This window comes from Enterobacter sp. A103, assembly GCF_034427535.1.
In the GTDB taxonomy this organism is placed as follows: Bacteria; Pseudomonadota; Gammaproteobacteria; order Enterobacterales; family Enterobacteriaceae; genus Enterobacter; species Enterobacter asburiae_B.
Map to the genome: position 1 here is coordinate 16,749 of NZ_JAXQPQ010000001.1, position 25,527 is coordinate 42,275.

At 56.9% G+C, this 25,527-nt stretch carries 22 protein-coding genes and 1 other RNA gene; 14 read left to right on the forward strand and 9 right to left on the reverse strand.

The window, feature by feature from the left end; all coding sequences use genetic code 11:
* The first annotated feature begins 87 nt into the window (after positions 1 to 87).
* The gene (locus SPH27_RS00080) at positions 88 to 1,488 is read left to right on the forward strand and encodes an MFS transporter (RefSeq protein ID WP_182071171.1); all 1,401 of its coding nucleotides are present in this window, start codon (positions 88 to 90) and stop codon (positions 1,486 to 1,488) included.
* Positions 1,489 to 1,491: 3 nt separating this feature from the next.
* Positions 1,492 to 3,867, forward strand: coding sequence for a glycoside hydrolase family 3 N-terminal domain-containing protein (locus SPH27_RS00085; RefSeq protein WP_182071172.1), 2,376 nt, complete (start codon positions 1,492 to 1,494; stop codon positions 3,865 to 3,867).
* A 5-nt stretch (positions 3,868 to 3,872) separates the two neighbouring features.
* Here the strand turns inward: SPH27_RS00085 and rprA are convergent.
* Positions 3,873 to 3,980: antisense sRNA RprA (gene rprA, locus SPH27_RS00090), an RNA gene on the reverse strand.
* 209 nt (positions 3,981 to 4,189) lie between these two features.
* Positions 4,190 to 5,305, reverse strand: a complete 1,116-nt coding sequence (ydiK, locus tag SPH27_RS00095; protein WP_033145295.1) for an AI-2E family transporter YdiK — start codon at positions 5,303 to 5,305, stop codon at positions 4,190 to 4,192.
* Positions 5,306 to 5,504: 199 nt separating this feature from the next.
* Here ydiK and SPH27_RS00100 point away from each other — a divergent pair, with 199 nt between their 5' ends.
* From SPH27_RS00100 to SPH27_RS00110, 3 genes are all read left to right on the forward strand, one after another.
* The gene (locus SPH27_RS00100) at positions 5,505 to 8,561 is read left to right on the forward strand and encodes an FAD-binding and (Fe-S)-binding domain-containing protein (protein ID WP_182071173.1); all 3,057 of its coding nucleotides are present in this window, start codon (positions 5,505 to 5,507) and stop codon (positions 8,559 to 8,561) included.
* Complete coding sequence (menI, locus tag SPH27_RS00105; protein WP_023311321.1) at positions 8,558 to 8,968, forward strand: 1,4-dihydroxy-2-naphthoyl-CoA hydrolase; 411 nt, start codon at positions 8,558 to 8,560, stop codon at positions 8,966 to 8,968. Before SPH27_RS00100 ends, menI begins: the two co-directional genes overlap by 4 nt.
* Before the next feature lie 85 nt (positions 8,969 to 9,053).
* Positions 9,054 to 9,248, forward strand: coding sequence for a YdiH family protein (locus tag SPH27_RS00110; RefSeq protein WP_003857766.1), 195 nt, complete (start codon positions 9,054 to 9,056; stop codon positions 9,246 to 9,248).
* Positions 9,249 to 9,336: 88 nt separating this feature from the next.
* Here SPH27_RS00110 and fdhF read toward each other — a convergent pair whose 3' ends face one another.
* The 4 genes from fdhF to ycgZ all read right to left on the reverse strand — a co-directional run bounded on the left by fdhF (position 9,337) and on the right by ycgZ (position 12,551).
* A complete protein-coding gene (gene fdhF / locus SPH27_RS00115) occupies positions 9,337 to 11,487 on the reverse strand; it encodes a formate dehydrogenase subunit alpha (protein WP_182071174.1) in 2,151 nt (716 codons plus the stop codon).
* Between the two features lie 191 nt (positions 11,488 to 11,678).
* Positions 11,679 to 11,957 carry a biofilm development regulator YmgB/AriR family protein gene (locus SPH27_RS00120; protein WP_039262102.1) on the reverse strand — a complete coding sequence of 93 codons (279 nt, stop codon included), beginning with the start codon at positions 11,955 to 11,957 and terminating at the stop codon, positions 11,679 to 11,681.
* A 29-nt stretch (positions 11,958 to 11,986) separates the two neighbouring features.
* The gene (locus SPH27_RS00125) at positions 11,987 to 12,307 is read right to left on the reverse strand and encodes a hypothetical protein (protein ID WP_033145299.1); all 321 of its coding nucleotides are present in this window, start codon (positions 12,305 to 12,307) and stop codon (positions 11,987 to 11,989) included.
* 4 nt (positions 12,308 to 12,311) lie between these two features.
* A complete protein-coding gene (gene ycgZ, locus SPH27_RS00130) occupies positions 12,312 to 12,551 on the reverse strand; it encodes a regulatory protein YcgZ (RefSeq protein WP_029739771.1) in 240 nt (79 codons plus the stop codon).
* A gap of 336 nt (positions 12,552 to 12,887) precedes the next feature.
* Here ycgZ and SPH27_RS00135 point away from each other — a divergent pair, with 336 nt between their 5' ends.
* The 9 genes from SPH27_RS00135 to ldtE all read left to right on the forward strand — a co-directional run bounded on the left by SPH27_RS00135 (position 12,888) and on the right by ldtE (position 21,967).
* Positions 12,888 to 14,108, forward strand: coding sequence for a diguanylate phosphodiesterase (locus SPH27_RS00135; RefSeq protein ID WP_039262103.1), 1,221 nt, complete (start codon positions 12,888 to 12,890; stop codon positions 14,106 to 14,108).
* 188 nt (positions 14,109 to 14,296) lie between these two features.
* Positions 14,297 to 15,025: a MerR family transcriptional regulator gene (locus SPH27_RS00140; RefSeq protein WP_033145300.1), complete on the forward strand. Its 729-nt coding sequence runs from the start codon at positions 14,297 to 14,299 to the stop codon at positions 15,023 to 15,025.
* A gap of 313 nt (positions 15,026 to 15,338) precedes the next feature.
* Positions 15,339 to 15,707 (forward strand): Fe-S cluster assembly scaffold SufA, encoded by a 369-nt coding sequence (gene sufA / locus SPH27_RS00145; protein WP_033145301.1) that lies wholly within the window; start codon positions 15,339 to 15,341, stop codon positions 15,705 to 15,707.
* Between the two features lie 8 nt (positions 15,708 to 15,715).
* Positions 15,716 to 17,206, forward strand: a complete 1,491-nt coding sequence (gene sufB, locus SPH27_RS00150) for a Fe-S cluster assembly protein SufB (protein WP_023335409.1) — start codon at positions 15,716 to 15,718, stop codon at positions 17,204 to 17,206.
* A 9-nt stretch (positions 17,207 to 17,215) separates the two neighbouring features.
* Positions 17,216 to 17,962: a Fe-S cluster assembly ATPase SufC gene (gene sufC / locus SPH27_RS00155; RefSeq protein WP_014831592.1), complete on the forward strand. Its 747-nt coding sequence runs from the start codon at positions 17,216 to 17,218 to the stop codon at positions 17,960 to 17,962.
* Positions 17,937 to 19,208, forward strand: coding sequence for a Fe-S cluster assembly protein SufD (gene sufD / locus SPH27_RS00160; protein WP_096151421.1), 1,272 nt, complete (start codon positions 17,937 to 17,939; stop codon positions 19,206 to 19,208). The genes sufC and sufD overlap by 26 nt, the downstream gene beginning before the upstream one ends.
* Positions 19,205 to 20,425, forward strand: coding sequence for a cysteine desulfurase SufS (gene sufS / locus SPH27_RS00165; protein WP_182071176.1), 1,221 nt, complete (start codon positions 19,205 to 19,207; stop codon positions 20,423 to 20,425). The genes sufD and sufS overlap by 4 nt, the downstream gene beginning before the upstream one ends.
* Positions 20,426 to 20,439: 14 nt before the next feature.
* Positions 20,440 to 20,856: a cysteine desulfuration protein SufE gene (gene sufE / locus SPH27_RS00170; protein ID WP_028012869.1), complete on the forward strand. Its 417-nt coding sequence runs from the start codon at positions 20,440 to 20,442 to the stop codon at positions 20,854 to 20,856.
* A gap of 97 nt (positions 20,857 to 20,953) precedes the next feature.
* Positions 20,954 to 21,967: a L,D-transpeptidase LdtE gene (ldtE, locus tag SPH27_RS00175; protein ID WP_039262109.1), complete on the forward strand. Its 1,014-nt coding sequence runs from the start codon at positions 20,954 to 20,956 to the stop codon at positions 21,965 to 21,967.
* Between the two features lie 60 nt (positions 21,968 to 22,027).
* Here ldtE and lpp read toward each other — a convergent pair whose 3' ends face one another.
* The 3 genes from lpp to SPH27_RS00190 form a co-directional block, all read right to left on the reverse strand.
* Positions 22,028 to 22,264: a murein lipoprotein Lpp gene (lpp, locus tag SPH27_RS00180; RefSeq protein ID WP_010430241.1), complete on the reverse strand. Its 237-nt coding sequence runs from the start codon at positions 22,262 to 22,264 to the stop codon at positions 22,028 to 22,030.
* Positions 22,265 to 22,573: 309 nt separating this feature from the next.
* Positions 22,574 to 23,995, reverse strand: coding sequence for a pyruvate kinase PykF (gene pykF, locus SPH27_RS00185; RefSeq protein ID WP_029739779.1), 1,422 nt, complete (start codon positions 23,993 to 23,995; stop codon positions 22,574 to 22,576).
* 377 nt (positions 23,996 to 24,372) lie between these two features.
* On the reverse strand, positions 24,373 to 25,518 hold the full coding sequence (locus tag SPH27_RS00190; protein ID WP_182071177.1) for a trans-sulfuration enzyme family protein: 1,146 nt from the start codon (positions 25,516 to 25,518) through the stop codon (positions 24,373 to 24,375).
* Positions 25,519 to 25,527: the final 9 nt, after the last annotated feature.

Consider the following 25,527-nt stretch of genomic DNA (forward strand, 5'->3'; position numbering starts at 1 on the left):
TAATACTTGAGCCTTACTGCGCATTTCCCTTAAGAAGATGCGCAACTGGTTGAAATACGTTTTAACCTGATAAAAAGGCAAATAACAATGACTCTCTCCTCTGTATTGCGTACCAAAGATAAAATAGGTTATGGCTTAGGCGATATGGCCAGCGCGCTGGTCTGGCAAACGGCTACCTTATTTCTCGCTTATTTTTATACAGACGTATTTGGGCTGCCCGCCGCGATTATGGGCACCATGTTTTTAGTGGTGCGCGTGGTCGATGCGTTTGTCGACCCGTGCATTGGCGCACTGGTTGACCGCACCCGGACGCGTCACGGACGTTTCCGTCCCTGGCTGCTGTGGTTTGCCATCCCGTTTGGCGTGAGCTGCCTCATTACCTTCTATGTGCCGGACGTTGGGCCGACGGCGAAAATCGTTTACGCCTGCGTGACCTACGCGATTTTAAGCCTGATTTACTCCGCGATTAACGTGCCTTACTGCGCTATGCCCGGCGCGCTGACGCTGGACCCGCGCGAGCGTCATTCTCTGCAGTCGTGGCGCTTTGGCCTGTCGTTTATCGGCGGGCTGATCGTGACGGTTATTGCCCTGCCGCTGGTCTCACTGTTAGGCCAGGGCAACGTGCAGAAAGGCTATTTCTATGCCATGAGCCTGATGGGTCTGCTGGGAATTGTGCTGTTCTTCTGCTGTTTCCTGATGACCCGCGAGCGTTATTCTCCGCGCAATGATACCTCCGGCTCCATGCTTACCGATTTAAAACTGCTGGCCGGGAACAGCCAGTGGCGGATTGTGTTTCTGTTTAATATTTTGCTGTTAACGGCGGTGGTGACGCGCGGTTCCGCCACCATGTATTACGTGAACTATGTGCTGCTGCGCCCGGATCTGGTTTTTGCCTTTATTGTTTCCGGCATGGTGGCCTCCTTAAGCGGCGCATTATTATCTGAACGGCTGCTGGGGAAATTTGACCGCGTGCGCGCCTACCAGTGGACGATTATCTCCTTCGTTATCTTCGGCGCGCTGATTTTCTTCCTGCCTCCTTCACAGGTGTGGCTAATCTTTGGCCTTAACATCGTCTTTAGCTTTATTCAAAACCTCACCACGCCGCTCCAGTGGACCATGTTCTCCGATGTGGTCGACTACGAAGAGCACCGCAGCGGCCGTCGTCTGGACGGGCTGGTCTTCTCCACCGCGCTGTTTGCCATCAAGTTTGGCCTGGCGCTGGGCGGGGCGGTCGTCGGCTGGGTGCTTGGCATGGTGGATTACGCCCCGGGCCAGGCAACCCAGGCGCCAGGCGTTCTCTCGACCATCAACGCGCTGTTCACCCTTATCCCGTGCGCGCTGTTCCTCTGCATGGTCGCGCTGCTTGCCATCTACAAACTCAACAGCCGGCTGGTGGATTCCATCGCCCTGGAGCTGGCCAGCAAGCGTGAAGTCAGACCCGAAGCGGGGCAGCTCAGCCCGGCAACCCCTTCCGCACTACAGGAGTAAAACATGACAGCTATCTATAAGGACGCTGGACGTCCCGTGCACGAGCGCGTCGCCGATTTACTGGCGCGCATGACCCCGGAAGAGAAGTTCGCCCAGATGCACGCGTACTGGCTGATCCTCGATGAAAACGGTAACCATCGCGAGCGCAGCGATCTGAGTGACGAATTCGCCGGCGTGAGCGAGCAGGCTGCGCTCAGCGAGCGGCTGAAGCTCGGCGTCGGGCAGATCACGCGGCCGCTGGGCACCCACATCGTTGACGCGAAGACCGGCGTGCGCGCGGCGAACCGCCTGCAGCGCATGATGATGGAAGAGACGCGGCTCGGCATTCCGGCGCTATTCCACGAGGAGTGTCTGGTGGGGCTGCTGTGCAAAGACGCCACCCTGTTCCCGTCGTCATTGAACTACGGTTCGACCTGGGATCCGGAGCTGGTGCAGCGGGCGGCAGAGCAGATTGGCAAAGAGGCGCGCTCCGTCGGCTGCCAGCAGGGGCTGGCGCCGGTGCTGGACGTATCCCGCGACGTGCGCTGGGGGCGAACGGAAGAGACCTTCGGGGAAGATCCCTGGCTGGTGGGCGTAATGGCGACCGCCTACGTGAAGGGCTTACAGGGCGATAAGCGCGATCTGCTGGCGACGCTCAAGCATTACGTGGGGCATTCGTTCAGCGAAGGAGCGCGCAACCATGCGCCGGTCCACCTGGGGTTCAGCGAGCTGAACGACACCTTCCTGCTGCCGTTCGAAATGGCGGTCAAGCTGGCAAACGCCGGTTCGGTTATGCCCGCGTACCACGATATTGATAACCAGCCGGGGCACAGCGACAGCTTCCTGCTGACCACCGTCCTGCGCGAGCAGTGGGGGTTCGACGGGATTATTGTTGCGGACTACGGCGGCGTCAGCCTGCTGCACCAGCACCACGGGATTTCCCACGACGCGGCCGAATCTGCCGCGCTGGCGTTCAACGCCGGGCTTGACGTCGAGCTGCCGAAAGACGACTGCGCGCGGCATCTGGCGGAAGCGGTAGAGCGCGGGCTGATCTCTATGGCGAAGGTCGATGAGATTGTGGCGCGTACGCTGACGGAAAAATTCCGCCTTGGCCTGTTTGAAAAGCCGTACGCGGATGAAAACGGTATCGACCTGCAAAATACTATCACTCGACAGGCCGCGCGGGAGGTGGCGACGAAATCGATCACGCTGCTGGAAAACAACGGTATTTTACCGCTCGGCGGCAAACCCCGCGTGGCGGTAGTGGGGCCGACGGCAGACGATCCGCTGGCGTTACTCAGCGGCTACAGCTTCCCGGTGCATTTGATCATCAGCGATATGGTGGAAGAGACCTCGCAGGTCACGACCCCGCGCGCGGCGCTGGAGCAGTATCTCGGTGCATCGAACGTCCGCTATGCCAAAGGGTGCCACATCATCGAAAAACGGATGGCGGGCGCGCCGGTCTTTCCGGGCGACAGCGGCGGCAAACCGATGCAGCAGTCGCCCGTATCACAAAGTACCGCCCCGATCCCCGAGGCCGTGAACGCCGCGCAGGAGAGTGACGTGGTGGTGGCCTGCGTGGGCGATCTCGCCGGGCTGTTCCAGAGCGGTACCGTGGGGGAAGGTTCCGATACCGATTCCCTGAACCTGCCGGGCGTACAGCAACAGCTGCTGGAAGCGCTGGTCGCCACCGGTAAACCGGTGATTGTGGTGATGACCGGGGGGCGTCCATACAACCTGCAGGGTCTGGAAGATAAGGTCGCGGCGCTGATGATGGCCTGGGCGCCGGGGCAGGAAGGGGGCTGGGCGATTGCGGACGTGTTAACCGGGCGTGCGGAGCCGCAGGGTCGTCTGGTGGTGAGCGTACCGAAAAGCGCCGGTGCGATGCCGTATTACTACAATCACAAGCTCAAAAGCGGCGGCACGCCGTTTGCGTTCCATTTCGGCTCACGTTACCCGTTTGGCTTCGGCCTCGGCTGGACGACGTTTAGCTGGGGCGCTGTCCGCGTCGCCGAAAGCAGCGTACCGGTCGACGGTGAGGTGAGGTTGAGCGTGGATATCACCAATACCGGAGAGCGCAGCGGCAGCGAGGTGGTGCAGGTTTACGTCAGGGATAAGGTCGCCACGCAGGTGCGGCCGCTTCAGGAGCTGAAGGCCTTCCAGCGCGTCACGCTCTCGCCGGGAGAAACCGCCACGCTCACCTTTACGCTGCCGGTTGAGATGTTCAACTTCACCCGTCGCGACGGAAAACGCATCGTCGAGCCGGGCGAGTTTGAGCTGCAGGTTGGCGCATCGTCGGCGGATATCCGCGAGGCGGTGACGGTCAATGCGACAGGGGAAACGCGGGTGCTGCCGGCTGAGTGGCGGATGCTCAGTACCTGTGAGGTTCAACGCGCGTAGTCTGGATAAAAAAAAGCCCATCGTGGGAGATGGGCAAAGACTACACACAGCAATTCGTTGTTTCACTCAGGGGATTTCCATGCTTATAAATCAAGGTGTTGATTTATAACCGTGTGCTAATAGTAGGCATTGTGTTATTTAGCGTCGATCGGATTCGTCTCAATAGTTAAAGAGACGTAAAGAATTCTTGAGGTTATTAGCAGACTTACTGCTGAAAAGGCGGGTCTGACCAGTGAGCAACGAATAAATACTTTAGCAGTGTTTAAGTATCATGCGAGAGAGTGTAGGCCGGGTGAGCGTTAACGCCACCCGGCAGCATACCTTAATGCGTGTTCTTCTCTTCCAGCTCTTCCAGTTCGCTCAAAATCACGTCCGGGTCAGTTCCCGGCGGCGGAATTTCATGCACCCAGGCAGAGAACAGACGCCAGGTGACGGCGAGCAGCACCGGGCCAATAAACAGGCCAATCATGCCAAAGGCAATCAATCCGCCAATGACCCCGGAGAGGATCAGGATCAGCGGCAGGTCTGCACCCATGCGAATGAGGATCGGACGAATCACGTTATCCATGGTGCCGACCACGCAGCTCCAGACCAGCAGCACCGTTCCCCACGTGGTATCGCCCGTCCAGTAGAGCCAGATAATGCTGGGAACCAGCACCAGCAGAGGTCCCAGTTGCGCAAGACAGGTCATCAGCATGACCACGGTGAACACGGTGGCGTACGGTACGCCGGAAATCGCCAGACCGATCCCGCCCAGCACCGCCTGCACCAGCGCGGTGACCACCACGCCCAGCGCAACCGCGCGCACGGCCTGCGCGGCCAGCAGCACCGCGGCGTCACCGCGTTTGCCCGCCAGGCGGGTGGCAAAGTGACGAACGCCTAAAGCCACCTGCTCGCCGCGCCAGTAGAGCAGGGCGCTGAAGAGCAGCATCAGGGTACAGTGCATCATAAAGCGGCCGATATGCGCCGCCTGCCCGACAAACCAGGTGGTGGTGGTGCCAATATACGGGCGGACTTTTGCCATCAGCGCGCTGCCGCCCATCTCCAGCAGGCTATGCCAGCCGCTGTAGAGTTTGGCGCCCACCAGTGGAATGCTGTTCAGCCAGGCGAGATCCGGCAGCGTCAGGTCGCCGCTGCTAATGGCGCGAATAACCGGGCCACTCGAATCCACCAGGCTATTTACCAGCAGGGCAATCGGAATGATAAACAGCAGGAACAGCAGGAGCGTCATGACCAGCACGGCGAGCCCGCGACGGCCGAACAGCAGCTTCTGCAAGCGCAGCAGCAAAGGCCACGTGGCCACGACAACGGTCGCTGCCCACGCAAAGCCGAGAATAAAGGGTTGAACAATCCACAGACACGCAATAATCATGAGGGCCAGAAACAGCACCGACAGCAAAATTTGCGCAACATCCCTGGGCTGGCGAAGATTGACCATAAATGAAACTTTCCTTAAAAGAACGCCAGTACGACTGGCGGGAACGGAAAACCGCGTCTCTTTAATCATTAATGATCTCAGCGGTTTTTAACAGGCGAATTCTGCCTGTAATTCAGCAGAGATTATAAGAAAAAAATGTGATAAAACTTTTAAGATACACGCAAACGATTTCATACAACTCTAATTAGGGTCGACAGTCATGATCCCACAGATTTCTCAGGCACCTGGCGTCGTTCAGCTGGTGCTTAATTTTTTGCAAGCACTGGAGCAACAGGGTTTTACAGGTGATACCGCCACGAACTATGCCGACAGGCTGACGATGGCGACCGATAACAGTATCTACCAGCTTCTTCCCGATGCCGTGGTTTTCCCTCGTTCAACGGCCGACGTCGCGCTTATCGCCCGGCTGGCCACGCAGGAGCGGTTTGCCTCGCTGGTCTTTACGCCGCGCGGCGGTGGCACCGGGACCAACGGTCAGGCGCTAAACCAGGGCATCATTGTTGATATGTCGCGCTATATGAACCGCATCATTGAGATCAACCCGGAAGAGGGGTGGGTGCGGGTCGAAGCGGGCGTCATCAAAGATCAGCTTAATCAGTATCTCAAGCCTTACGGTTACTTTTTTGCCCCTGAGCTCTCCACCAGCAACCGCGCGACCCTTGGCGGGATGATTAACACGGATGCCTCCGGGCAGGGCTCGCTGGTCTACGGTAAAACCTCCGATCACGTGCTGGGCGTGCGTGCGGTGCTGCTGGGCGGCGATATTCTCGATACCCAGCCGATGCCGGTTGAACTGGCGGAAACGCTGGGCAAAGACAACACCGCCAGCGGGCGTATCTATCGCACCGTGCTGGAACGCTGCCGCGACAACCGCCAGCTTATTCTCGATAAATTCCCCAGGCTGAACCGTTTCCTGACCGGTTACGATCTGCGTCACGTCTTCAACGATGACCTGACCCAGTTTGATTTAACCCGCGTGCTGACCGGCTCCGAAGGGACGCTGGCGTTTATTACCGAAGCGCGGCTGGATATCACCCGGTTGCCGAAGGTGCGCCGTCTGGTGAACGTCAAATATGACTCCTTCGACTCCGCGCTGCGCAATGCGCCGTTTATGGTGCAAGCGCAGGCGCTGTCGGTGGAGACCGTCGACTCTAAGGTGCTCAATCTGGCCCGGGAAGATATTGTCTGGCACTCCGTAAGCGACCTCATTACCGACGTGCCGGATAAAGAGATGCTCGGTCTTAATATCGTGGAATTTGCCGGCGATGATGCGGAGCTGATTGAGCGTCAGGTCACCACGCTCTGCCAGCGTCTGGACGAGCTGATTGCGCAGGGTGAAGGCGGCGTGATCGGCTGGCAGCTCTGTAACGATCTGGCCGGGATTGAGCGTATCTATGCGATGCGTAAAAAAGCCGTGGGCCTGCTCGGCAATGCGAAAGGGGCGGCGAAGCCCATTCCCTTTGCCGAAGATACCTGCGTGCCGCCCGAGCATCTGGCGGATTACATCGTGGAGTTTCGCGCCCTGCTGGACAGCCACGGCCTGAGCTATGGCATGTTCGGCCACGTCGACGCCGGGGTACTGCACGTGCGTCCGGCGCTGGACATGTGCGACCCGCAGCAGGAGATCCTGATGAAGCAGATCTCCGACGACGTGGTGGCCTTAACCGCCAAATACGGCGGTCTGCTGTGGGGGGAGCACGGGAAAGGGTTCCGCGCGGAGTACAGCCCGGCATTCTTCGGCGAACAGCTCTACGCGGAATTGCGTAAGGTGAAAGCGGCTTTCGATCCGCATAACCGCCTCAACCCGGGTAAAATCTGTCCGCCTGAGGGTGTTGATGCCCCGATGCTGCAGGTGGATGCCGTCAAGCGCGGCACCTACGACAGGCAGATCCCTATTGCGGTGCGCTCGTCCTGGCGCGGCGCGATGGAGTGCAACGGCAACGGCCTGTGCTTTAACTTTGATGTGAAAAGCCCGATGTGCCCGTCGATGAAAATCACCAGCAACCGTATTCACTCGCCGAAAGGGCGGGCGACGCTGGTGCGCGAGTGGCTGCGTCTGCTGGCCGACCGCGGGGTGGATCCGCTCAAGCTGGAGCAGGAGCTGCCGGAAAAACGGGCCAGCCTGCGCTCGCTGATTGAGCGCACCCGCAACAGCTGGCATGCCAACAAGGGCGAGTATGATTTCTCCCACGAGGTGAAAGAGGCGATGTCCGGCTGTCTGGCCTGTAAAGCCTGCTCCACCCAGTGCCCGATTAAAATCGACGTGCCGGAGTTCCGCTCGCGTTTCCTGCAGCTTTACCACACCCGATACCTCCGCCCGGTGCGCGACCATCTGGTGGCGACGGTGGAAAGCTACGCGCCGCTGATGGCGCGTGCGCCAAAGACCTTCAACTTCTTTATCAACCAGCCGCTGGTGCGCAAGCTCTCCGAAAAACACATCGGCATGGTCGATCTGCCGCTGCTGTCGGTCCCGTCTCTGCAGCGCCAGCTCGTCGGTCACCGTTCGGCGAACATGACTCTGGAACAGCTGGAGGCGCTCGCTCCGGAGCAAAAAGCCAGTATGGTGCTGGTGGTGCAGGATCCGTTCACCAGCTACTACGATGCGCAGGTCGTGGCCGATTTCGTCCGTCTGGCGGAGAAGGTGGGTTACCAGCCGGTTGTGCTGCCGTTCTCTCCCAACGGCAAGGCGCAGCACATTAAAGGTTTCCTGAACCGATTTGCGAAGACCGCGCAGAAAACGTCTGACTTCTTAAACCGCGTGGCGCAACTCGGGATACCGATGGTTGGCGTCGATCCGGCGCTGGTGCTTTGCTATCGCGATGAATACAAGCAGACGCTGGGCGATAAGCGCGGTGATTTCAACGTCATGCTGGTGCACGAGTGGCTTCCGGTGGCGCTGGCAGATAAAGCCGTTCAGGACGTCAGCGGTGAACCGTGGTATCTGTTCGGCCACTGCACGGAAGTGACCGCGCTGCCGGGTGCCCCCGCGCAGTGGGCGTCCGTTTTTGCCCGCTTCGGGGCGAAGCTGGAGAGCGTCAACGTAGGCTGCTGCGGGATGGCCGGAACCTACGGACACGAAGTGAAAAACCACGCCAACTCGCTCGGCATCTATGAGCTGTCCTGGCATCAGGCGATGCAGCGTTTGCCGCGAAACCGCTGTCTGGCGACGGGCTACTCCTGTCGCAGCCAGGTAAAACGGGTAGAAGGTAACGGTGTGCGTCACCCATTGCAGGCTTTACTGGAGATAATTGGATGATCTGGAAACGTGCCGTGACGCTGCAGGCGCTGAACGCCATGGGCGAGGGGAATATGGTGGGGCTGCTGGATATCCAGTTCATCCGCATTGGCGACGATGAGATTGAGGCCACCATGCCCGTCGATAGTCGCACCCACCAGCCGTTTGGTTTATTGCACGGCGGGGCCTCCGTCGTGCTGGCCGAAACGCTGGGCTCGGTGGCGGGGTATCTCTGTACCGAAGGGGAGCAGAAGGTTGTCGGACTTGAGGTGAATGCTAACCACATTCGCTCGGTGCGCAGCGGGCGCGTGCGCGGTGTTTGCCGCGCGCTGCACGCCGGAAGCCGCCATCAGGTGTGGCAGATAGATATTCTCGATGAGCAGGATCGCCTGTGCTGCTCGTCGCGGCTGACCACGGCGGTTGTGTAAAGTTTTCAGATGTTTTGCCTTTGGTCAAAAACTAGCCAGTCCGTTGTGATATACTGGTCAGGTTTTGTACATAAGCGAGGACATCATGGATACTGAAATAACCCCAACACAGCTGGCAATTGAATATTTACGTCGCGATAAGAGCAACCTGTCTCCGGCGCAGTACCTGAAAAAGCTGAAACAGCTTGAGCTGGAATTTACAGATTTGCTGGCGCTCTCTTCGAATGAACTGAAAGAAGAGATCTACTTTGCCTGGCGGTTGGGCGTTCACGTCCATTGAGTACATGAGAATAAAAGGGCTGCGAGTGCGGCCTTTTTTGTGTCTGAAATTCAGTATCGGGTGGCGGTGACGCCACCCGATATTTTCCTCAGACATTGACGGCGTTGATCAGCCGCGACTTCATGGACTGATACGCCGACGCCGCAAAATCCTCCGCCCAGCGCTGGTCCTCAATCGCCTCCAGCTGCACCGCGCAGTACTTCGTTTCCGGCGTTTTGGAGATGGGATCGAGATTATCCTGGGTCAGCTCGTTGCAGGCGCCAATCCACCACTGATAGGTCATGTAGACCGCCCCGGCGTTGATACGCTCGCTAATGCTGGCGCGGGTAATCACTTTGCCGCGACGCGAGCGCACCCAGACCAGCTGGCCCTCCGCGATGCCCAGCCTTTGCGCATCGGCTGGGTTCATTTGCACCCGGCCCGGCTCATCGGCCAGGCTTTGCAGCGCGGCGCAGTTCCCGGTCATCGAGCGGCAGGAGTAGTGCCCCACTTCACGCACCGTGCACAGCACCAGCGGGAAATCCGCGTCCGGGGTTTCCGCCGGCGCGCGCCACGGGGCGGCAAAGAGCTGCCCTTTACCGGTTGGGGTGTCGAACTGATTGTCTTTGTACAGGTACGGCGTTCCCGGATGATCCAGCGTCGGGCACGGCCACTGCACGTGGCCCATCTCGCCCATTTTTTCATACGTCACGCCATAGAAGAGAGGGCACAGCTCGCGCATCTCGTCCCAGATCTGCTGGTTGTCGTCATAATGCATCGGGTAGCCCATCTCGGTGGCGAGCAGGCTGATAATCTCCCAGTCGCGCTTCACGTTGCCGCTGGCCTCAATGGCTTTGCCAAAACGCTGGAATCCGCGATCGGCACAGGTAAAGACGCCGCCGTGTTCACCCCAGGAGGTGGCAGGAAGCAGGACGTCCGCCACTTCTGCCGTTTTGGTCATAAAGATGTCCTGAACCACCACAAAGTCGAGCGCCTCAAAACCGCTGCGAACGAGACCGAGATCGGCTTCGGTCTGAAGCGGATCTTCCCCCATGATGTAGTAGGCCTTGACCTTGCCTTCCAGCGCCAGATGGGGCACCTCGGTAATGCGCGTTCCGACCCGATCGTCCATTTTATCGGCGTCGATTCCCCATGCATCGGCAAACTTCTGCCTGACCGCCGGATCGGTCACATCCTGATAGCCGGGGAACATATTCGGCAGAACGCCCATATCGCAGGCGCCCTGAACGTTGTTTTGCCCGCGCACGGGACCGACGCCGACGGCAGGGCGGCCGAGGTTGCCGGTCAGCAGCGCCAGGCTGGAAAGCCCTTTGACCACATCCACGGCCTGACCAAACTGGGTCACGCCCATCCCCCACATCACGGTGGCGGAAGGGGCCGCCGCGAAGGTACGCATCGCCTGGCGAACGTCGCGGGCGGGAATGCCGGTAAGATGCTCAACCTTCTCCGGCGCATAGTCTTTCACCGTCTGGCGGTAGGCCTCAAGCCCCTCGGTAAAGCGCGCCACGTAGCTTTTGTCGTAGAGCTCCTCTTCCAGCAGCACGTAGCCAAAGGCGTTTACCAGCGCCATGTTGCTGCCGTTTTTCAGCTGCAGATGCTGGTCGGCGATGCGCGCCGTTTCAATGCGCCGCGGATCGCAGACGATAATTTTTGCGCCATTTTCCCGCGCTTTCAGCACGCGTCGGGCGACGATAGGGTGGGAGTCCGCGCAGTTATAGCCAAACACCAGCAGGCATTTTGAGTTTTCAATATCGTTGATTGAGTTGCTCATCGCGCCGTTGCCGAGCGTTTCCTGTAAACCGGCCACGGAAGGGCCGTGACAAACGCGCGCGCAGCAGTCCACGTTGTTGGTGTTCAGCACCGCGCGGGCAAATTTTTGCATCACATAGTTTGTTTCATTGCCGGTTCCGCGAGAGGATCCGGTGGTCATGATCGACCGCGGCCCGTGCTGCGCTTTAATGCTGCTGAGTTTGTGCGCGGTGTAGCGGATAGCCTCTTCCCAGGTAACGGGAGTGAATGCCTCGCCTTTATGGTAGCGGATCATCGGCTGGGTCAGGCGCGGGGTGAGCAGACGGGTATCGTTGAGGAAGTCCCAGCCGTAAAAGCCTTTCAGACACAGGGTGCCCTGGTTTGTGACGCCTTCTGCGGCTTCGGCACGGATGATACGGTTATTTTCAACGACAAGGTTTAATTTACAGCCTGCACCGCAGTAGGGGCAGACGCTGGCGATCTTTTTCATCAATAACAGACCTGTTAAGAAATGAAGCAAAGTTGACTGGAAAATCCAGTCCCGTACACGGAGGTAAGCAGGAACCGTGCCAGATTGGCTTTGCTGGTTTTACAGGGTGTTAAGCGGGGAAGGCGCGTGTCATCGTCAGGCTGTTCGTCAGTTTTGACGATGACACGAAAGCAGGATGAGGAGCCGTGAAATTACAGGTCGTCCATGGTGTGGCCCACGACAATTTCCAGCGTCTTGCGAATCACATCCGCCTGGACAACGTCACGGGTCGCTTCCAGCGTCTGAATGAGCCAGAGGATGATCGCTTTGTTGGACAGATGGCCTTCGGAGGCCAGAACACAGCGTACTGCAGTAGAAAAAATAGCGGACTCTTCAGCAAAACGATCGCCTGCATGACGGAAATATTCCGCCAGCGCACTGTCTAAAAAAGCAGAGTGGTATTCGGGTTGAAGCTGAATATTTTGTCTCATTTGTTCTCACCGTAGCTGTTAAATTGCAGTCAATGTATTTTTTTGGGGTCGGACGGTTTTCCACTTCCAAATAACGGCACTACATTGTCTCTGTTATCGTTGAGAGGTCCCTCTCTGTTCGTTCGTCCTTGCGCGGTTCTGCGACGTGTAAAGGCGATGCTGTTTGAGCCGATCTCGGCAATCACCACCGCAAGTGTCTCCCGCCGCCGGGGATCCTTTTCATGTTCTTTCATTACCCGCAGACGCTGCAGCAATCCTTCGGTTGTCACTGGCCCCCGCTCTTTCAGAAGAGAGAGAACGGCTTCACCGATAAGCGTGTCGATCAGTCGGTCTGCGTCACTGCTATTCATCACGTTACCGTTCGAAGAGCAGACCAAGCAGCATGTGGTAGTGCTCTTCCTCTTCCGGACCATCGGCCCTTTCGAGGCGGCTGAGCAGTTTGGTACAGAGCGATTTGCGATTCAGGTTTCGCCCGTCGCTGAGGATTTCGACAACCACCTGGCCCAGCGTCTCCTGCTGAGTAGGAAGCGCCGCCTTTTCGAAGTACTGTGCGATCGCTGCTGCGGAATCTGTGGCGTAACCTTTCTGCTGCATGTTTCGCTCCTGTAAAATTTTGTAATCACTAACGTTACAATTAAGGTATACACAATTCTTAAATCTGTACACTTAAAATGTACAGATTTTTAATATTTTTATGATATATTTTATAAATTGCTTTATTTTCAGGTGGTTAATTAGTTGGTGTGAACCGGTAATGTTACAGGATATATTGTACAAAAAGGTCTGGCACTGGTAAGTTGTACAGCGCAGAAAAATGTTTCATTAACTGCCGTAAATGATTGAGATGTAAATTATTTGTCAGGCAATGAATGTGCTATAAATGATACTTATCCACCTTTTTGTGGCCAAAACCCTAACCCCAGGAATCGCATGCTCACAACCATCATTTACCGCAGCCATATCTGCGAGGACGTTCCAGTGAAAGCGCTGGAAGCCATGGTCGCTGCAGCAAATAGTAAAAACCGGCAATCCAATGTCACGGGGATCCTGCTGTTTAACGGCACACATTTTTTTCAGCTGCTTGAAGGGCCAGTGGAACACGTCTCTGCTATCTATGAGCAGATCTGCAACGACCCGCGCCACCATAACGTGGTGGAGCTGATGCGCGATCACGGACCTGTCCGGCGTTTTGGCAACGTGGGCATGGAGCTTTTTGATTTGCGCCACTTCGACAGGGAAGAAGTGCTGCAGCAGGTGCTCAACAGGGGGACGACACGCTATCAGCTGACGTATAATGACCGCCCGCTGCAGTTTTTCCGCACCTTTGTCGAGGCCACGGAAAAAGCGAACTATTTTGAACTGCCGCCTGCGGATTCCTGGGAGTTCGTTCGCGAAGAAACGCGCCTGTCCGCGCAGCCCGAAGTGGTCGCGAAAGGGGCGGATTGCAGCTTTGCGTTCCAGCCGATAGTCGATCCGTTTATGCAGCAGGTCGTCTCCTGGGAGGCGCTTCTCCGCACGCCTGACGGCGGCGCACCGGGAGATTACTTTGCCAATCTGCCGCGTGACGAGGTGTATGCCTCTGATTTACACAGCAAGCAGGTGGCGCTCTCCATGGCCAGCGCGCTGGGGCTACAGGACCAGACGTTATCCCTCAACCTGCGGCCCATGACGCTGGTCAACATTCCCAACGCCGTGGATTTCCTGCTCACCGCGATTGAAGCCAATGGGTTTGTACCCGAGCAAATTGTGGTGGAGTTCACCGAGAGCGAAGCCATTTCCCGTTTTGATGAATTCACGGATTCGGTCAGGCAGTTAAAAAGCGCGGGTATCAGCGTGACGATCGATCACTTTGGCGCCGGTTTTGCCGGGCTGCAGCTGCTGGCGCAGTTCCAGCCGGACAGAATTAAGATTAATCGCGATCTGGTCGCGAACGTGCATAAAAGTGGCCCCCGACAGGCCATTATTCAGGCGATTATTAAATGCTGCTCCTCGCTTGAGATCCAGTTCTGCGCAGTAGGAGTAGAGAAGGCTGAAGAGTGGATGTGGCTGGAATCCGCCGGGATTTCCCAGTTCCAGGGACATCTTTTTGCCAGCCCGCGACACGGCGGTATTCCCGCGATTGCGTGGCCGGAGAAAAAGTTCGACTTCTGATAAAGCTGTACACATTACGGCAGAGTTAACTGTACGAATGGTAAATTTTATACAACAATGTATTAACAGGTGAAGGGAGGAGTAGCCCATTCACCTGAGCAAAATGCGGTCTTAGTTATACAAATGGTGTGTACAATCTGATAAGGTTGGTGCAGTTAGGTATGGAAGTTCTGAGCGTGAGGGAGTTAATGGCCTATTACAGTATCGGCGAAGTGGCCGAACGATGCGGTATCAACCCCGTTACGCTGCGTGCCTGGCAGCGCCGTTATGGATTGTTGAAGCCGCAGCGCAGCGAAGGGGGTCATCGTCAGTTTGACGATGAAGATATCCTCCGCATAGAAGAGATCAAGCGCCTGATGAAAAGCGGCGTTTCGGTCGGAAAAGTCAAAGCCTTGCTGGAAAACAAAGAAGTATTGACTCAGGGCAACTGGGTCTCGTTCCAGGAAGAGATGATGACCGTTCTGCGTTACGCCAGCCCGGCAAAGCTGCGCGCCAAAATGGGCGAATTCCGCCGCGATCACGCGATAGACGCGCTGATTGACAATATTATTTCTCCCGTTCGTCAGCGCATGAATCAGGATCAAAACACCGTGCGTCACATGGCGAGCCTGTTTGACGGCGTCCTGATCGAATTCGCGATTGCAAGCCTGGCGGAATCCCGCAAAAAAGCCGGTAAAGACGCGCTTCTGATTGGCTGGGAATGCGATGACCGCACCCACCTGTGGCTGGAAGCCGCGCGCCTATCGCAGAAGGGCTGGCACATTGACGTCCTGGCGGAACCTATTGATTCGCCGCGTCCTGAACTGTTCCCTGGGCAAAAAATTTTCGTCTGGACGGGGAAATCCCCAACGCCTCGCCAGCAGGAACAGCTCGACCACTGGCGTGAACAGGGGTTTGCTGTCTCATTTCATCACTGATTAACAGAGGCCTTGAGGGCCTTTTTTTGTTTTTGTCCTTTTCTGAGCAAAAGCTATCTCAAAAATAGGCATTTCCGATGCATATTTTACTTTTCTCTTCCCTGTCATAAATACCGCGACGAAATGCATTATTAATCAATGCATTGAACAAATACATCCATCCTGACTGCATCCTCTCACAGGGTCTATGCTTAATAAAAGTAGGCAAAAAGGGCGGTTTAGCCGAATGCCCCTGCTGACAGAGGGTTGAAGTGATAATCGTTATCACTAACATGGTGTTATGCCCTGATGGCTTATCAGATGAGGTGGACCTATGGAACTGCATTCAGAAACCTTTAATCCTGCCGATTTTGCCTGGCGCGGCTTAACGCTCACGCCAGCGGCGGCGGCACATATTCACGATCTGGTGGCGAAAAAGCCCGAGATCCTTGGCGTGCGTTTAGGCGTCAAACAGACCGGCTGCGCGGGTTTCGGCTACGTGCTCGATACCGTCACCGAACCCGAGAAAGATGACCTGGTGTTCGAGACTGACGGCGCGAAGCTGTACGTCGCGCTGCAGGCCATGCCGTTTATTGACGGCACCGAAGTGGACTACGTCCGCGAAGGCTTAAACCAGTTATTCAAATTTCATAACCCGAAAGCCCAGAACGAATGCGGCTGCGGCGAAAGCTTTGGGGTATAGGCGGTACTATGTCTCGTAATACTGAAGCAACGAGTGAAGTAAATACCTGGGGCGGTGGGCACCTCAACTATAAAGAGGGGTTCTTCACCCAGCTGCAGACCGATGAGCTGGCGAAAGGCATCAACGAAGATGTCGTGCGGGCGATCTCGGCGAAACGCAACGAGCCCGAGTGGATGCTGGAGTTCCGCCTGAGCGCCTTCCGCGCCTGGCTGGAGATGGAAGAACCGCACTGGCTGAAAGCGCACTACGACAAGCTGAACTATCAGGATTACAGCTACTACTCCGCGCCCTCCTGCGGCAGCTGTGACGATACCTGCGCCTCGCAGCCCGGCGCGGTGCAGCAAACCGGTGCGGAGAACAGTTTCCTCAGCAAAGAGGTGGAAGAAGCCTTTAACCAGCTTGGCGTGCCCGTGCGTGAGGGGAAAGAGGTGGCGGTGGACGCCATTTTCGACTCCGTCTCGGTGGCAACCACCTACCGCGAGAAGCTGGCAGAGCAGGGGATCATTTTCTGCTCCTTCGGCGAAGCGATTCACGATCATCCGGAACTGGTGAAAAAATACATTGGGACCGTGGTGCCTTCTAACGACAACTTCTTTGCGGCGCTCAACGCGGCGGTAGCCTCTGACGGCACCTTTATCTATGTGCCGAAAGGCGTGCGCTGCCCGATGGAGCTGTCCACCTATTTCCGCATCAATGCCGAAAAAACCGGCCAGTTCGAACGCACGATTCTGGTTGCGGATGAAGGCAGCTACGTCAGCTATATCGAAGGGTGCTCCGCCCCGGTCCGCGACAGCTACCAGCTGCACGCGGCGGTGGTGGAGGTCATCATCCACAAAGACGCCGAGGTGAAATATTCCACGGTGCAAAACTGGTTCCCGGGCGACGGCAATACCGGCGGTATCCTGAACTTCGTCACCAAGCGCGCGCTGTGCGAAGGCGAAAACAGCAAGATGTCGTGGACCCAGTCTGAAACCGGCTCTGCCATCACCTGGAAATACCCGAGCTGCATTCTGCGCGGGGATAACTCCATCGGCGAGTTTTACTCGGTGGCGCTGACCAGCGGCCATCAGCAGGCCGATACCGGCACCAAGATGATCCACATTGGTAAAAACACCAAATCAACCATCATCTCGAAAGGGATCTCTGCCGGGCATAGCCAGAACAGCTATCGCGGGCTGGTGAAAATCATGCCGACGGCCACCAATGCGAGAAACTTTACCCAGTGTGACTCGATGCTGATTGGCGCTGACTGCGGGGCGCATACCTTCCCGTACGTCGAGTGCCGTAACAACACGGCCCAGCTTGAGCACGAGGCGACGACGTCGCGGATTGGGGAAGATCAGCTCTTCTACTGCCTGCAGCGCGGGATCAGCGAAGAAGACGCCATCTCGATGATCGTCAACGGCTTCTGTAAGGACGTGTTCTCTGAACTGCCGCTGGAATTTGCCGTTGAAGCCCAGAAACTCCTCGCCATTAGTCTTGAACACAGCGTCGGTTAAGGAAAGCACATGTTAAGCATTAAAGATTTACAGGTCAGCGTAGAAGACAAAGCCATCCTGCGTGGCCTCAATTTTGACGTCAAGCCGGGTGAAGTTCACGCCATCATGGGGCCGAACGGTTCCGGGAAAAGTACGCTTTCTGCGACGCTGGCGGGGCGCGAAGATTATGAGGTAACCCACGGCTCGGTGGAGTTTAACGGCAAAGACCTTCTGGAGATGTCGCCGGAAGACCGCGCGGGAGAGGGCATCTTCATGGCCTTCCAGTACCCGGTCGAAATTCCTGGCGTCAGCAACCAGTTCTTTCTGCAGACGGCGCTGAATGCGGTGCGCAAGTATCGCGGCCTGGAGGCGCTGGACCGCTTTGACTTCCAGGACCTGATGGAAGAGAAGATCAAGCTGCTGAAAATGCCGGAAGATCTGCTGACCCGTTCGGTGAACGTTGGCTTTTCCGGCGGCGAGAAAAAGCGTAACGACATTCTGCAGATGGCGGTGCTGGAGCCCGAGCTGTGCATTCTGGATGAGACCGACTCCGGTCTGGATATCGACGCCCTGAAGATTGTCGCTGACGGGGTGAATTCCCTGCGCGACGGCAAGCGTTCGTTCATTATCGTTACCCATTACCAGCGCATTCTGGACTACATCAAGCCGGATTACGTTCACGTGCTTTACCAGGGGCGTATTGTGAAATCCGGTGATTTCACGCTGGTTAAACAACTGGAGGAGCAGGGCTATGGCTGGCTTACCGAACAGCAGTAATGCGCTCCAGCAGTGGCACCGGCTGTTTGAAGCCCAGGGCGGCACGCGCTCTGAGCAGGCGCAGCAGCATCTGCAGCAGATGCTGCGTCTCGGCCTGCCGACGCGTAAGCATGAGAACTGGAAATACACCCCGCTTGATGGCCTGCTGAACGCCGAGTTTGTGTCCCGTCTGGCGCATCTCACCCCGGCGCAGCGTGACGCGCTGGCCGTAAACGTGGATGCCGTGCGCCTGGTGTTTGTCGACGGTGAGTTCCGTCCGGAGCTGAGCGACGCCCTTCAGGGGAGCGGATTTGAGATTGAGATAAACGACGATCGCCAGCCCCTGAGCGCCCCGGTTCAGCCTGAGGTTTTCCTGCACCTGACCGAGAGCCTGGCCCGCAGCGTGACGCATATCCGCGTGAAGCGTAACCAGCGTCCGGCAAAACCGCTGCTGCTGATGCACATCACCCAGGGTCTGGACGGCGACGAAATCAACACCGCGCACTATCGCCATCATCTTGAGCTGGCGGAGGGGGCGGAAGCCACGGTAATCGAACATTACGTCAGCCTTAACGATGTCCGGCACTTTACCGGATCGCGTCTGACGATGAACGTTGCCGCCAATGCCCAGCTTCACCACGTCAAGCTGGCGTTTGAGAATGCGCAGAGCCACCACTTTGCCCATAACGACATTGTGCTGGGTCAGGATGCCGCGGCGTACAGCCACAGCTTCCTGCTCGGCGGGTCGGTATTGCGCCACAACACCAGCACGCAGCTTAACGGTGAAAACACCACGCTGCGCATCAACAGCCTGGCGATGCCGGTTAAATCTGAAGTGTGCGACACGCGCACCTGGCTTGAGCACAACAAGGGCTACTGCAACAGCCGCCAGCTGCACAAAACTATCGTGAGTGATAAAGGGCGCGCGGTGTTTAACGGACTGATCAACGTGGCGCAGCACGCCATTAAAACCGACGGGCAGATGACCAACAACAATCTGCTGTTAGGTCGCCTGGCGGAAGTGGACACCAAACCGCAGCTGGAGATCTACGCCGACGACGTGAAGTGCAGCCACGGTGCGACGGTCGGGCGCATCGACGACGAGCAGATGTTCTACCTGCGTTCCCGCGGTATCGACCAGCAGGCGGCGCAGAAAATGATTATCTATGCGTTTGCCGCCGAACTGACGGAGGCGCTGAACGATGGTCAGTTGAAACAGCAGGTGCTGGCGCGTATCGGTCAGCGTCTGCCTGGAGGCGAAGCATGAGTTTTCCCGTCGAGAAAGTACGGGCAGATTTTCCGGTTCTGACCCGTGAAGTGAACGGTCTTCCTCTGGCCTATCTGGACAGCGCGGCCAGCGCGCAGAAGCCGAACCCGGTAGTGGATGCGGAAGCCGAGTTTTATCGCCACGGCTACGCCGCCGTGCATCGCGGTATTCATACCCTGAGCGCCGAGGCGACCCAGCGTATGGAAAACGTGCGCACGCAAATTGCCGCCTTCCTCAATGCGAAATCGCCTGAAGAGCTGGTCTTCGTGCGCGGAACTACCGAAGGGATCAACCTTGTCGCTAACAGCTGGGGCAACGCGCAGGTCCACGCGGGGGATAACATTATCATCACCCAGATGGAGCACCACGCCAACATCGTGCCGTGGCAGATGCTCTGCGAGCGCGTTGGCGCGCAGCTGCGGGTGATCCCGCTGAACGTTGACGGGACGCTGCAGCTCGAGCAGCTCGACGCACTGCTGGATGATAAAACGCGGCTGGTGGCGGTCACCCAGGTCTCTAACGTGCTCGGGACGGAAAACCCGGTGGCAGAGATTATCGAAAAAGCCCACCAGGCCGGCGCGAAGGTGCTGATTGACGGCGCTCAGGCGGTGATGCACCACGCGGTTGACGTTCAGGCGCTGGACTGTGATTTCTACGTCTTTTCAGGCCACAAGCTCTATGGGCCGACCGGGATTGGCGTACTGTACGTGAAAGAAGATATCCTGCAGGCGATGCCGCCGTGGGAAGGGGGCGGATCGATGATCGCCACCGTTAGTCTGACGGAAGGCACCACCTACGCGCGCGCACCGTGGCGTTTTGAGGCAGGTACGCCCAACACCGGCGGGATTATCGGGCTGGGGGCGGCGGTCTCCTACGTCTCCGCGATCGGCCTTGATAGCATTCATGAGTACGAACAGCTGCTGATGCACTATGCGCTTGCCGAGCTTGCCAGCGTGCCGGATCTGACCCTCTACGGGCCTGCCGACCGGCAAGGGGTGATTGCGTTCAATCTCGGGAAACATCACGCCTATGACGTGGGCAGTTTCCTCGATAACTACGGCGTGGCGGTCCGTACCGGGCACCACTGCGCCATGCCGCTGATGGCGTTTTACCAGGTGCCGGCAATGTGCCGCGCGTCGCTGGTGATGCACAACACAACGGAAGAGGTCGACAGGCTGGTGGCGGGGCTTAAGCGCATTCACCAGCTGCTGGGCTAACGGAGAGGCGAAAGATGGCAGAACTGCCGGACAGAGACAAATTGCTGCGCAACTTTGGGCGTTGCGCAAACTGGGAAGAGAAGTACCTTTATATCATCGAGCTGGGGCAGCGCCTGCCGCCGCTCGGTGAGGAGGCGCATAACCCGGAAAATATTATTCAGGGCTGTCAGAGCCAGGTGTGGATTGTGATGGAGCAGTCTGACGACGGCACGATAGCACTGCACGGCGACAGCGATGCGGCCATTGTAAAAGGGCTTATTGCGGTCGTCTTTATTCTTTACCACCGGATGTCGGCGCAGGATATTGTCGCGTTCGATGTCCGCCCGTGGTTTGAAAAAATGGCCCTCACACAACACCTCACCCCGTCTCGTTCCCAGGGACTGGAAGCGATGATTCGCGCGATTCGCGCCAAAGCTGCAATCCTTAGCTAGACTTACAGAACAGCATTCATTCTGTTTCGCGAGGTGGTTCCCGCCTCGCTGGTTTTTCAGCTTTCTGGCGTCCTGCCAGTGAATAAGGAATCTCAGCATGAAGCGCGCGTCTCTCATAACTCTATTACTCCTCAGTTCGCTCGGCGCACTTAATTCGGCCCGCGCGATGGACTATCCGTTGCCGCCCGCAGGCAGTCGCCTGATTGGGCAAAATCAAACCTACACGATACAGGAAGGGGATAATAAGCTGCAGACCATCGCCCGCCGGTTTAATACCGCGGCGCAGGTGATTCTGGAAACGAACAATACCATTGCGCCGGTAAACCCTGCGCCGGGAACCGTCATTACCATCCCGTCGCAGATGCTGCTGCCGGACACGCCGCGCGAGGGGATTGTGGTGAACCTCGCTGAGCTGCGGCTCTACTACTTCCCGCCGGGAGAAAACATCGTTCAGGTCTTCCCGCTCGGCATCGGACAGCTGGGGCTGGAAACACCGGTTACGACCACGCGCGTAAGCCAGAAAATCCCGAATCCCACCTGGACGCCCACGCCGGGCATCAGAGCACGCTCTCTTGAGCAGGGAATTAAATTACCGCCGGTGGTACCTGCCGGGCCAAATAACCCGCTGGGACGCTTCGCACTGCGTTTAGGCGTGGGCAACGGGGAATATCTCATCCACGGCACCAGCGCGCCGGACAGCGTCGGACTGCGCGTCAGCTCCGGCTGTATGCGGATGAACGCCCCGGACATTAAAGCCCTGTTTGAACAGGTGCGGGTTGGCACGCGGGTACAGATTATCAATGAACCCGTGAAGTTCTCCGTGGAGCCGGATGGTAAACGCTATATTGAAGTCCACCGCCCGCTGGCGCAGGCTGAGGGAGAAAACCCGCAGGTCTCGCCCATTACCCACTCCGCCGACTTTGCGACCTTTGTTTCTCAGGCGGGAAGCGATAAGGCGCTGATCGAGAAAGCCCTGTCGCGCCGCGCCGGGATCCCGGTTATCGTGTCGTCAGAGAGCGGCCCGTCGGCCAGCAATAGCGTGTTATCGGTGCAGAACAGTCGGGTGTCCGCTGCGGTAGCGGAAGATGAAGGGGAGAAGGTGACGCAGTAGCCGTTTGACGCAGGCAAAAAAAATGGCGCACAATGTGCGCCATTTTATTAACAGGTACTATTACTTACGGTATTTAGTAGCCTGGTTGTCCAGACGCTGGTTAGCGCGAGCTGCGTCGTCTTTAGCAGCCTGAACGTCGGAACGGATTGCGTTCACGTCGTTGCTCAGCTGGTCAACTTTAGCGTTCAGAGTCTGAACGTCAGAAGACAGCTGATCGATTTTAGCGTTGCTGGAGCAACCAGCCAGCAGAGTAGAACCCAGGATTACCGCGCCCAGTACCAGTTTAGTACGATTCATTATTAATACCCTCTAGATTGAGTTAATCTCCATGTAGCGTTACAAGTATTACACAAAGTTTTTTGGGTTGAGAATATTTTTTTGATGGGAATACACCTATTTTTGATCGTTCGCTCAAAGAAGCATCGAATCGGCCCTTTTTGAGCAAAAATCTATGTAAAAAAAGGCATTTATCATCGGATTCATCTTAGATAATTCGCAATTAAATAGAAAAACCCGATTTGCAATTTGAATGACTTTAGCTAATGCCAGGAATAAAAAAAGCGCCCGGAGGGCGCTTTTTATCAAAATTAATTCGTTCGGGAATTATTACAGCACGTGAACAGATGCGGTATTGGTGGTTCCGCTTGGCACCAGCGCGCCAGAAACCATGACCACAACGTCACCTTTCTGTGCCAGACCACGATCAACCAGCTCCAGAGCCACTTCTTTACCCAGACGGTAGAAATCATCCGTAGACGCGATCTCTTTCACCAGGTGAGGGATCACGCCTTTGCTCAGCACCAGCTGACGAGCCGTGGTTTCGTTGGTGGTCAGCGCCAGAATAGTCGCATCCGGGAAGTATTTACGCACCGCGCGAGCAGATTTACCGCCCTGGGTCGCAACCACGATCAGCGGTGCTTCCAGCTTCTCAGCCGTCTCTACTGCACCGCGGCAAACCGCTTCGGTGATGCGCAGCTTGCGGCTGTCGTTGTTGTAGTCCAGACGGCTTTTCATTACGCGGTCGGTACGTTCGCAGATGGTGGCCATGATGGACACCGCTTCCAGCGGATATTTACCTTTTGCGGATTCGCCGGACAGCATAACGGCATCAGTACCGTCGAGGATGGCGTTAGCCACGTCGCCTGCTTCTGCGCGGGTTGGGCGTGGGTTTTTGATCATGGAGTCCAGCATCTGCGTTGCGGTGATAACCACTTTGCGCGCGCGAACACATTTCTCGATCATCATCTTCTGCGCGAAGATCACTTCTTCAACCGGGATTTCTACGCCCAGGTCGCCACGTGCAACCATGATGCCGTCAGACGCTTCGAGGATTTCGTCGAAGTTGTTCAGGCCTTCCTGGTTTTCAATTTTGGAGATGATCTGGATCTTCTCGCCGCCGTGGGCTTTCAGGTGCTCACGAATTTCAACCACGTCTGAACGCTTACGGATGAAGGAGGCCGCAACAAAGTCAACGCCTTGTTCGCAACCGAAGATCAGGTCCTGTTTGTCTTTTTCAGCCAGTGCTGGCAGTGCGATAGAGACGCCCGGCAGGTTAACGCCTTTGTTTTCGCCCAGGTCGCCGTTGTTCAGCACTTTACAGATAACCTTGTTGCCTTCGATGGCGGTGACTTCCATACCGATCAGACCATCGTCTACCAGCACGGTGTTACCGACGGACAGGTCGTTGGTGAAGCCTTCATAGGTCACTGCAACGATTTCGCTGTTGCCGACAACGGATTTGTCGGTGGTGAAGGTGAAGGTCTGGCCCGCTTTCAGAGAGACGTCGTTACCGCCTTCCAGTTTGATGGTACGGATTTCTGGACCTTTGGTATCCAGCAGGATCGCAGCTTTTTTACCGGTCTTGCTCATTACGTTGCGCAAGTTCTGGATACGCTGACCGTGTTCTGCGTAATCACCGTGGGAGAAGTTCAGACGCATCACGTTCATGCCGGCGTCCAGCATTTTGGTCAGCATCTCTTCAGATTCGGTTTTCGGGCCGATAGTACAAACAATTTTCGTCTTTTTCATGACAGTCTTAGTCTTTAAGTTGGGAAGGATATGGAAATCTCGCTCCGGGGGCGCACCGCCGCGGAGTTAAACCTGTGTTGCAAAAGAGTATATGACACGCACTAAGGATAGGAGACATCAAATGAGCGTGCAGAAGAAAGTGTGCCTGAGTGACAGCCCAACGAAGGAGAGGAGAAGTTGTACGTTGTTTTTTGTATTCCAAGCGCTGAAACCATTCACCAGGGATTAGGCGCGCATTATACGCTGATTTTAAGATAAAAGGAAAATGGAAACGGTGTTTCAGAAATAATCTGTGCAGTTTCACATAATATTGTTATCAAGGCGTTAAGCCATGATGACAACTTATGGCGGCAGGTGATTGACCTGCCGCGTTTTGCTTATTTTTGCAGCGCCTGGCTGAGGTCGGCAATCAGGTCTTTCGGATCTTCAATCCCGACTGACAGACGGATCAGCTGCGGCACAATGCCGTTTGCCAGGCGTTGCTCCAGCGGAATCGAGGCGTGCGTCATGCTGTAGGGCTGGCTCACCAGACTTTCCACACCGCCGAGGCTTTCCGCGAGGGTGAACAGCTTCAGGTTGCGAATCACCTCGGTGGCGCGTTGCGCATCGCCTTTTACCACCACGGAAATCATCCCGCCGGGCAGGGCCATCTGCGTGCGGGCAAGCTGATATTGCGGATGCGATTCCAGGCCGGGATAGAACACCTTTTCGACCAGAGGATGCTGCTCCAGCCATTGCGCAATCGCCAGCGCGTTGGTGCTGTGCTTTTCTACCCTCAAAGCAAGCGTGCGAATACCGCGCAGCGTCAGGAAGCTGCTGAACGGATCCAGTACGCCGCCCACCGCGTTTTGCAGATAGCCCAGCTTATCCGCCAGTTCCCTGTTGTCCCCGACAATCGCCAGCCCGGCCACCACGTCAGAGTGGCCGTTCAGGTATTTGGTGGCGGAGTGCACCACGATATCGAAACCTGACTCCAGCGGACGGTGGATCACCGGTGACGCGAAGGTGTTATCCGCCACGCTGATGACGTTATGACGGCGGGCGATCGCCGCAATGGCCGCCAGATCCGCCAGCTTCAGCAGCGGGTTGGTTGGCGTTTCGACCCACACCATGCGGGTATCCGGGCGAATGGCGGCCTCGAGACCAGCTAAGTCGTTCGGTTTAACCCAGCTGACCTGCAGGCCGGTGCTGCGCTTGCGCACGTTTTCAATCAGGCGATACGTCCCGCCGTAAACGTCATCAATGGCGACAATATGGCTGTCTTTATCCAGCAGTTCGAGCACCGTGGAGATGGCCGCCAGACCGGAGGCGAAGGCGTAGCCGCGCGTGCCGCCTTCCAGTTCAGCGATGGCGGTTTCCAGCGCATGGCGGGTAGGGTTGCCGCTGCGGGAATACTCATAGCCGGTATGCTCGCCGGGTGACGGTTGCGCAAACGTTGAGGTGGCGTATATCGGCGGCATGACGGCGCCGTGCTGGTCGTTGAACTCGCCGCTGTGTACGCTCAGGGTAGCCAGGTTTTTCATCATCGATTC

Coding starts and splice junctions, on each gene's coding strand:
- pykF (WP_029739779.1), bottom strand. CDS start 23,995: ATGAAAAAGACGAAAATTGTTTGTACTATCGGCCCGAAAACCGAATCT.
- SPH27_RS00110 (WP_003857766.1), top strand. CDS start 9,054: ATGGATACTGAAATAACCCCAACACAGCTGGCAATTGAATATTTACGT.
- lpp (WP_010430241.1), bottom strand. CDS start 22,264: ATGAATCGTACTAAACTGGTACTGGGCGCGGTAATCCTGGGTTCTACT.
- SPH27_RS00085 (WP_182071172.1), top strand. CDS start 1,492: ATGACAGCTATCTATAAGGACGCTGGACGTCCCGTGCACGAGCGCGTC.
- sufD (WP_096151421.1), top strand. CDS start 17,937: ATGGCTGGCTTACCGAACAGCAGTAATGCGCTCCAGCAGTGGCACCGG.
- sufE (WP_028012869.1), top strand. CDS start 20,440: ATGGCAGAACTGCCGGACAGAGACAAATTGCTGCGCAACTTTGGGCGT.
- SPH27_RS00100 (WP_182071173.1), top strand. CDS start 5,505: ATGATCCCACAGATTTCTCAGGCACCTGGCGTCGTTCAGCTGGTGCTT.
- sufC (WP_014831592.1), top strand. CDS start 17,216: ATGTTAAGCATTAAAGATTTACAGGTCAGCGTAGAAGACAAAGCCATC.
- SPH27_RS00120 (WP_039262102.1), bottom strand. CDS start 11,957: ATGAGACAAAATATTCAGCTTCAACCCGAATACCACTCTGCTTTTTTA.
- ydiK (WP_033145295.1), bottom strand. CDS start 5,305: ATGGTCAATCTTCGCCAGCCCAGGGATGTTGCGCAAATTTTGCTGTCG.
- SPH27_RS00140 (WP_033145300.1), top strand. CDS start 14,297: ATGGCCTATTACAGTATCGGCGAAGTGGCCGAACGATGCGGTATCAAC.
- SPH27_RS00125 (WP_033145299.1), bottom strand. CDS start 12,307: ATGAATAGCAGTGACGCAGACCGACTGATCGACACGCTTATCGGTGAA.
- fdhF (WP_182071174.1), bottom strand. CDS start 11,487: ATGAAAAAGATCGCCAGCGTCTGCCCCTACTGCGGTGCAGGCTGTAAA.
- SPH27_RS00190 (WP_182071177.1), bottom strand. CDS start 25,518: ATGAAAAACCTGGCTACCCTGAGCGTACACAGCGGCGAGTTCAACGAC.
- sufA (WP_033145301.1), top strand. CDS start 15,339: ATGGAACTGCATTCAGAAACCTTTAATCCTGCCGATTTTGCCTGGCGC.
- sufS (WP_182071176.1), top strand. CDS start 19,205: ATGAGTTTTCCCGTCGAGAAAGTACGGGCAGATTTTCCGGTTCTGACC.
- SPH27_RS00080 (WP_182071171.1), top strand. CDS start 88: ATGACTCTCTCCTCTGTATTGCGTACCAAAGATAAAATAGGTTATGGC.
- ycgZ (WP_029739771.1), bottom strand. CDS start 12,551: ATGCAGCAGAAAGGTTACGCCACAGATTCCGCAGCAGCGATCGCACAG.
- sufB (WP_023335409.1), top strand. CDS start 15,716: ATGTCTCGTAATACTGAAGCAACGAGTGAAGTAAATACCTGGGGCGGT.
- menI (WP_023311321.1), top strand. CDS start 8,558: ATGATCTGGAAACGTGCCGTGACGCTGCAGGCGCTGAACGCCATGGGC.
- ldtE (WP_039262109.1), top strand. CDS start 20,954: ATGAAGCGCGCGTCTCTCATAACTCTATTACTCCTCAGTTCGCTCGGC.
- SPH27_RS00135 (WP_039262103.1), top strand. CDS start 12,888: ATGCTCACAACCATCATTTACCGCAGCCATATCTGCGAGGACGTTCCA.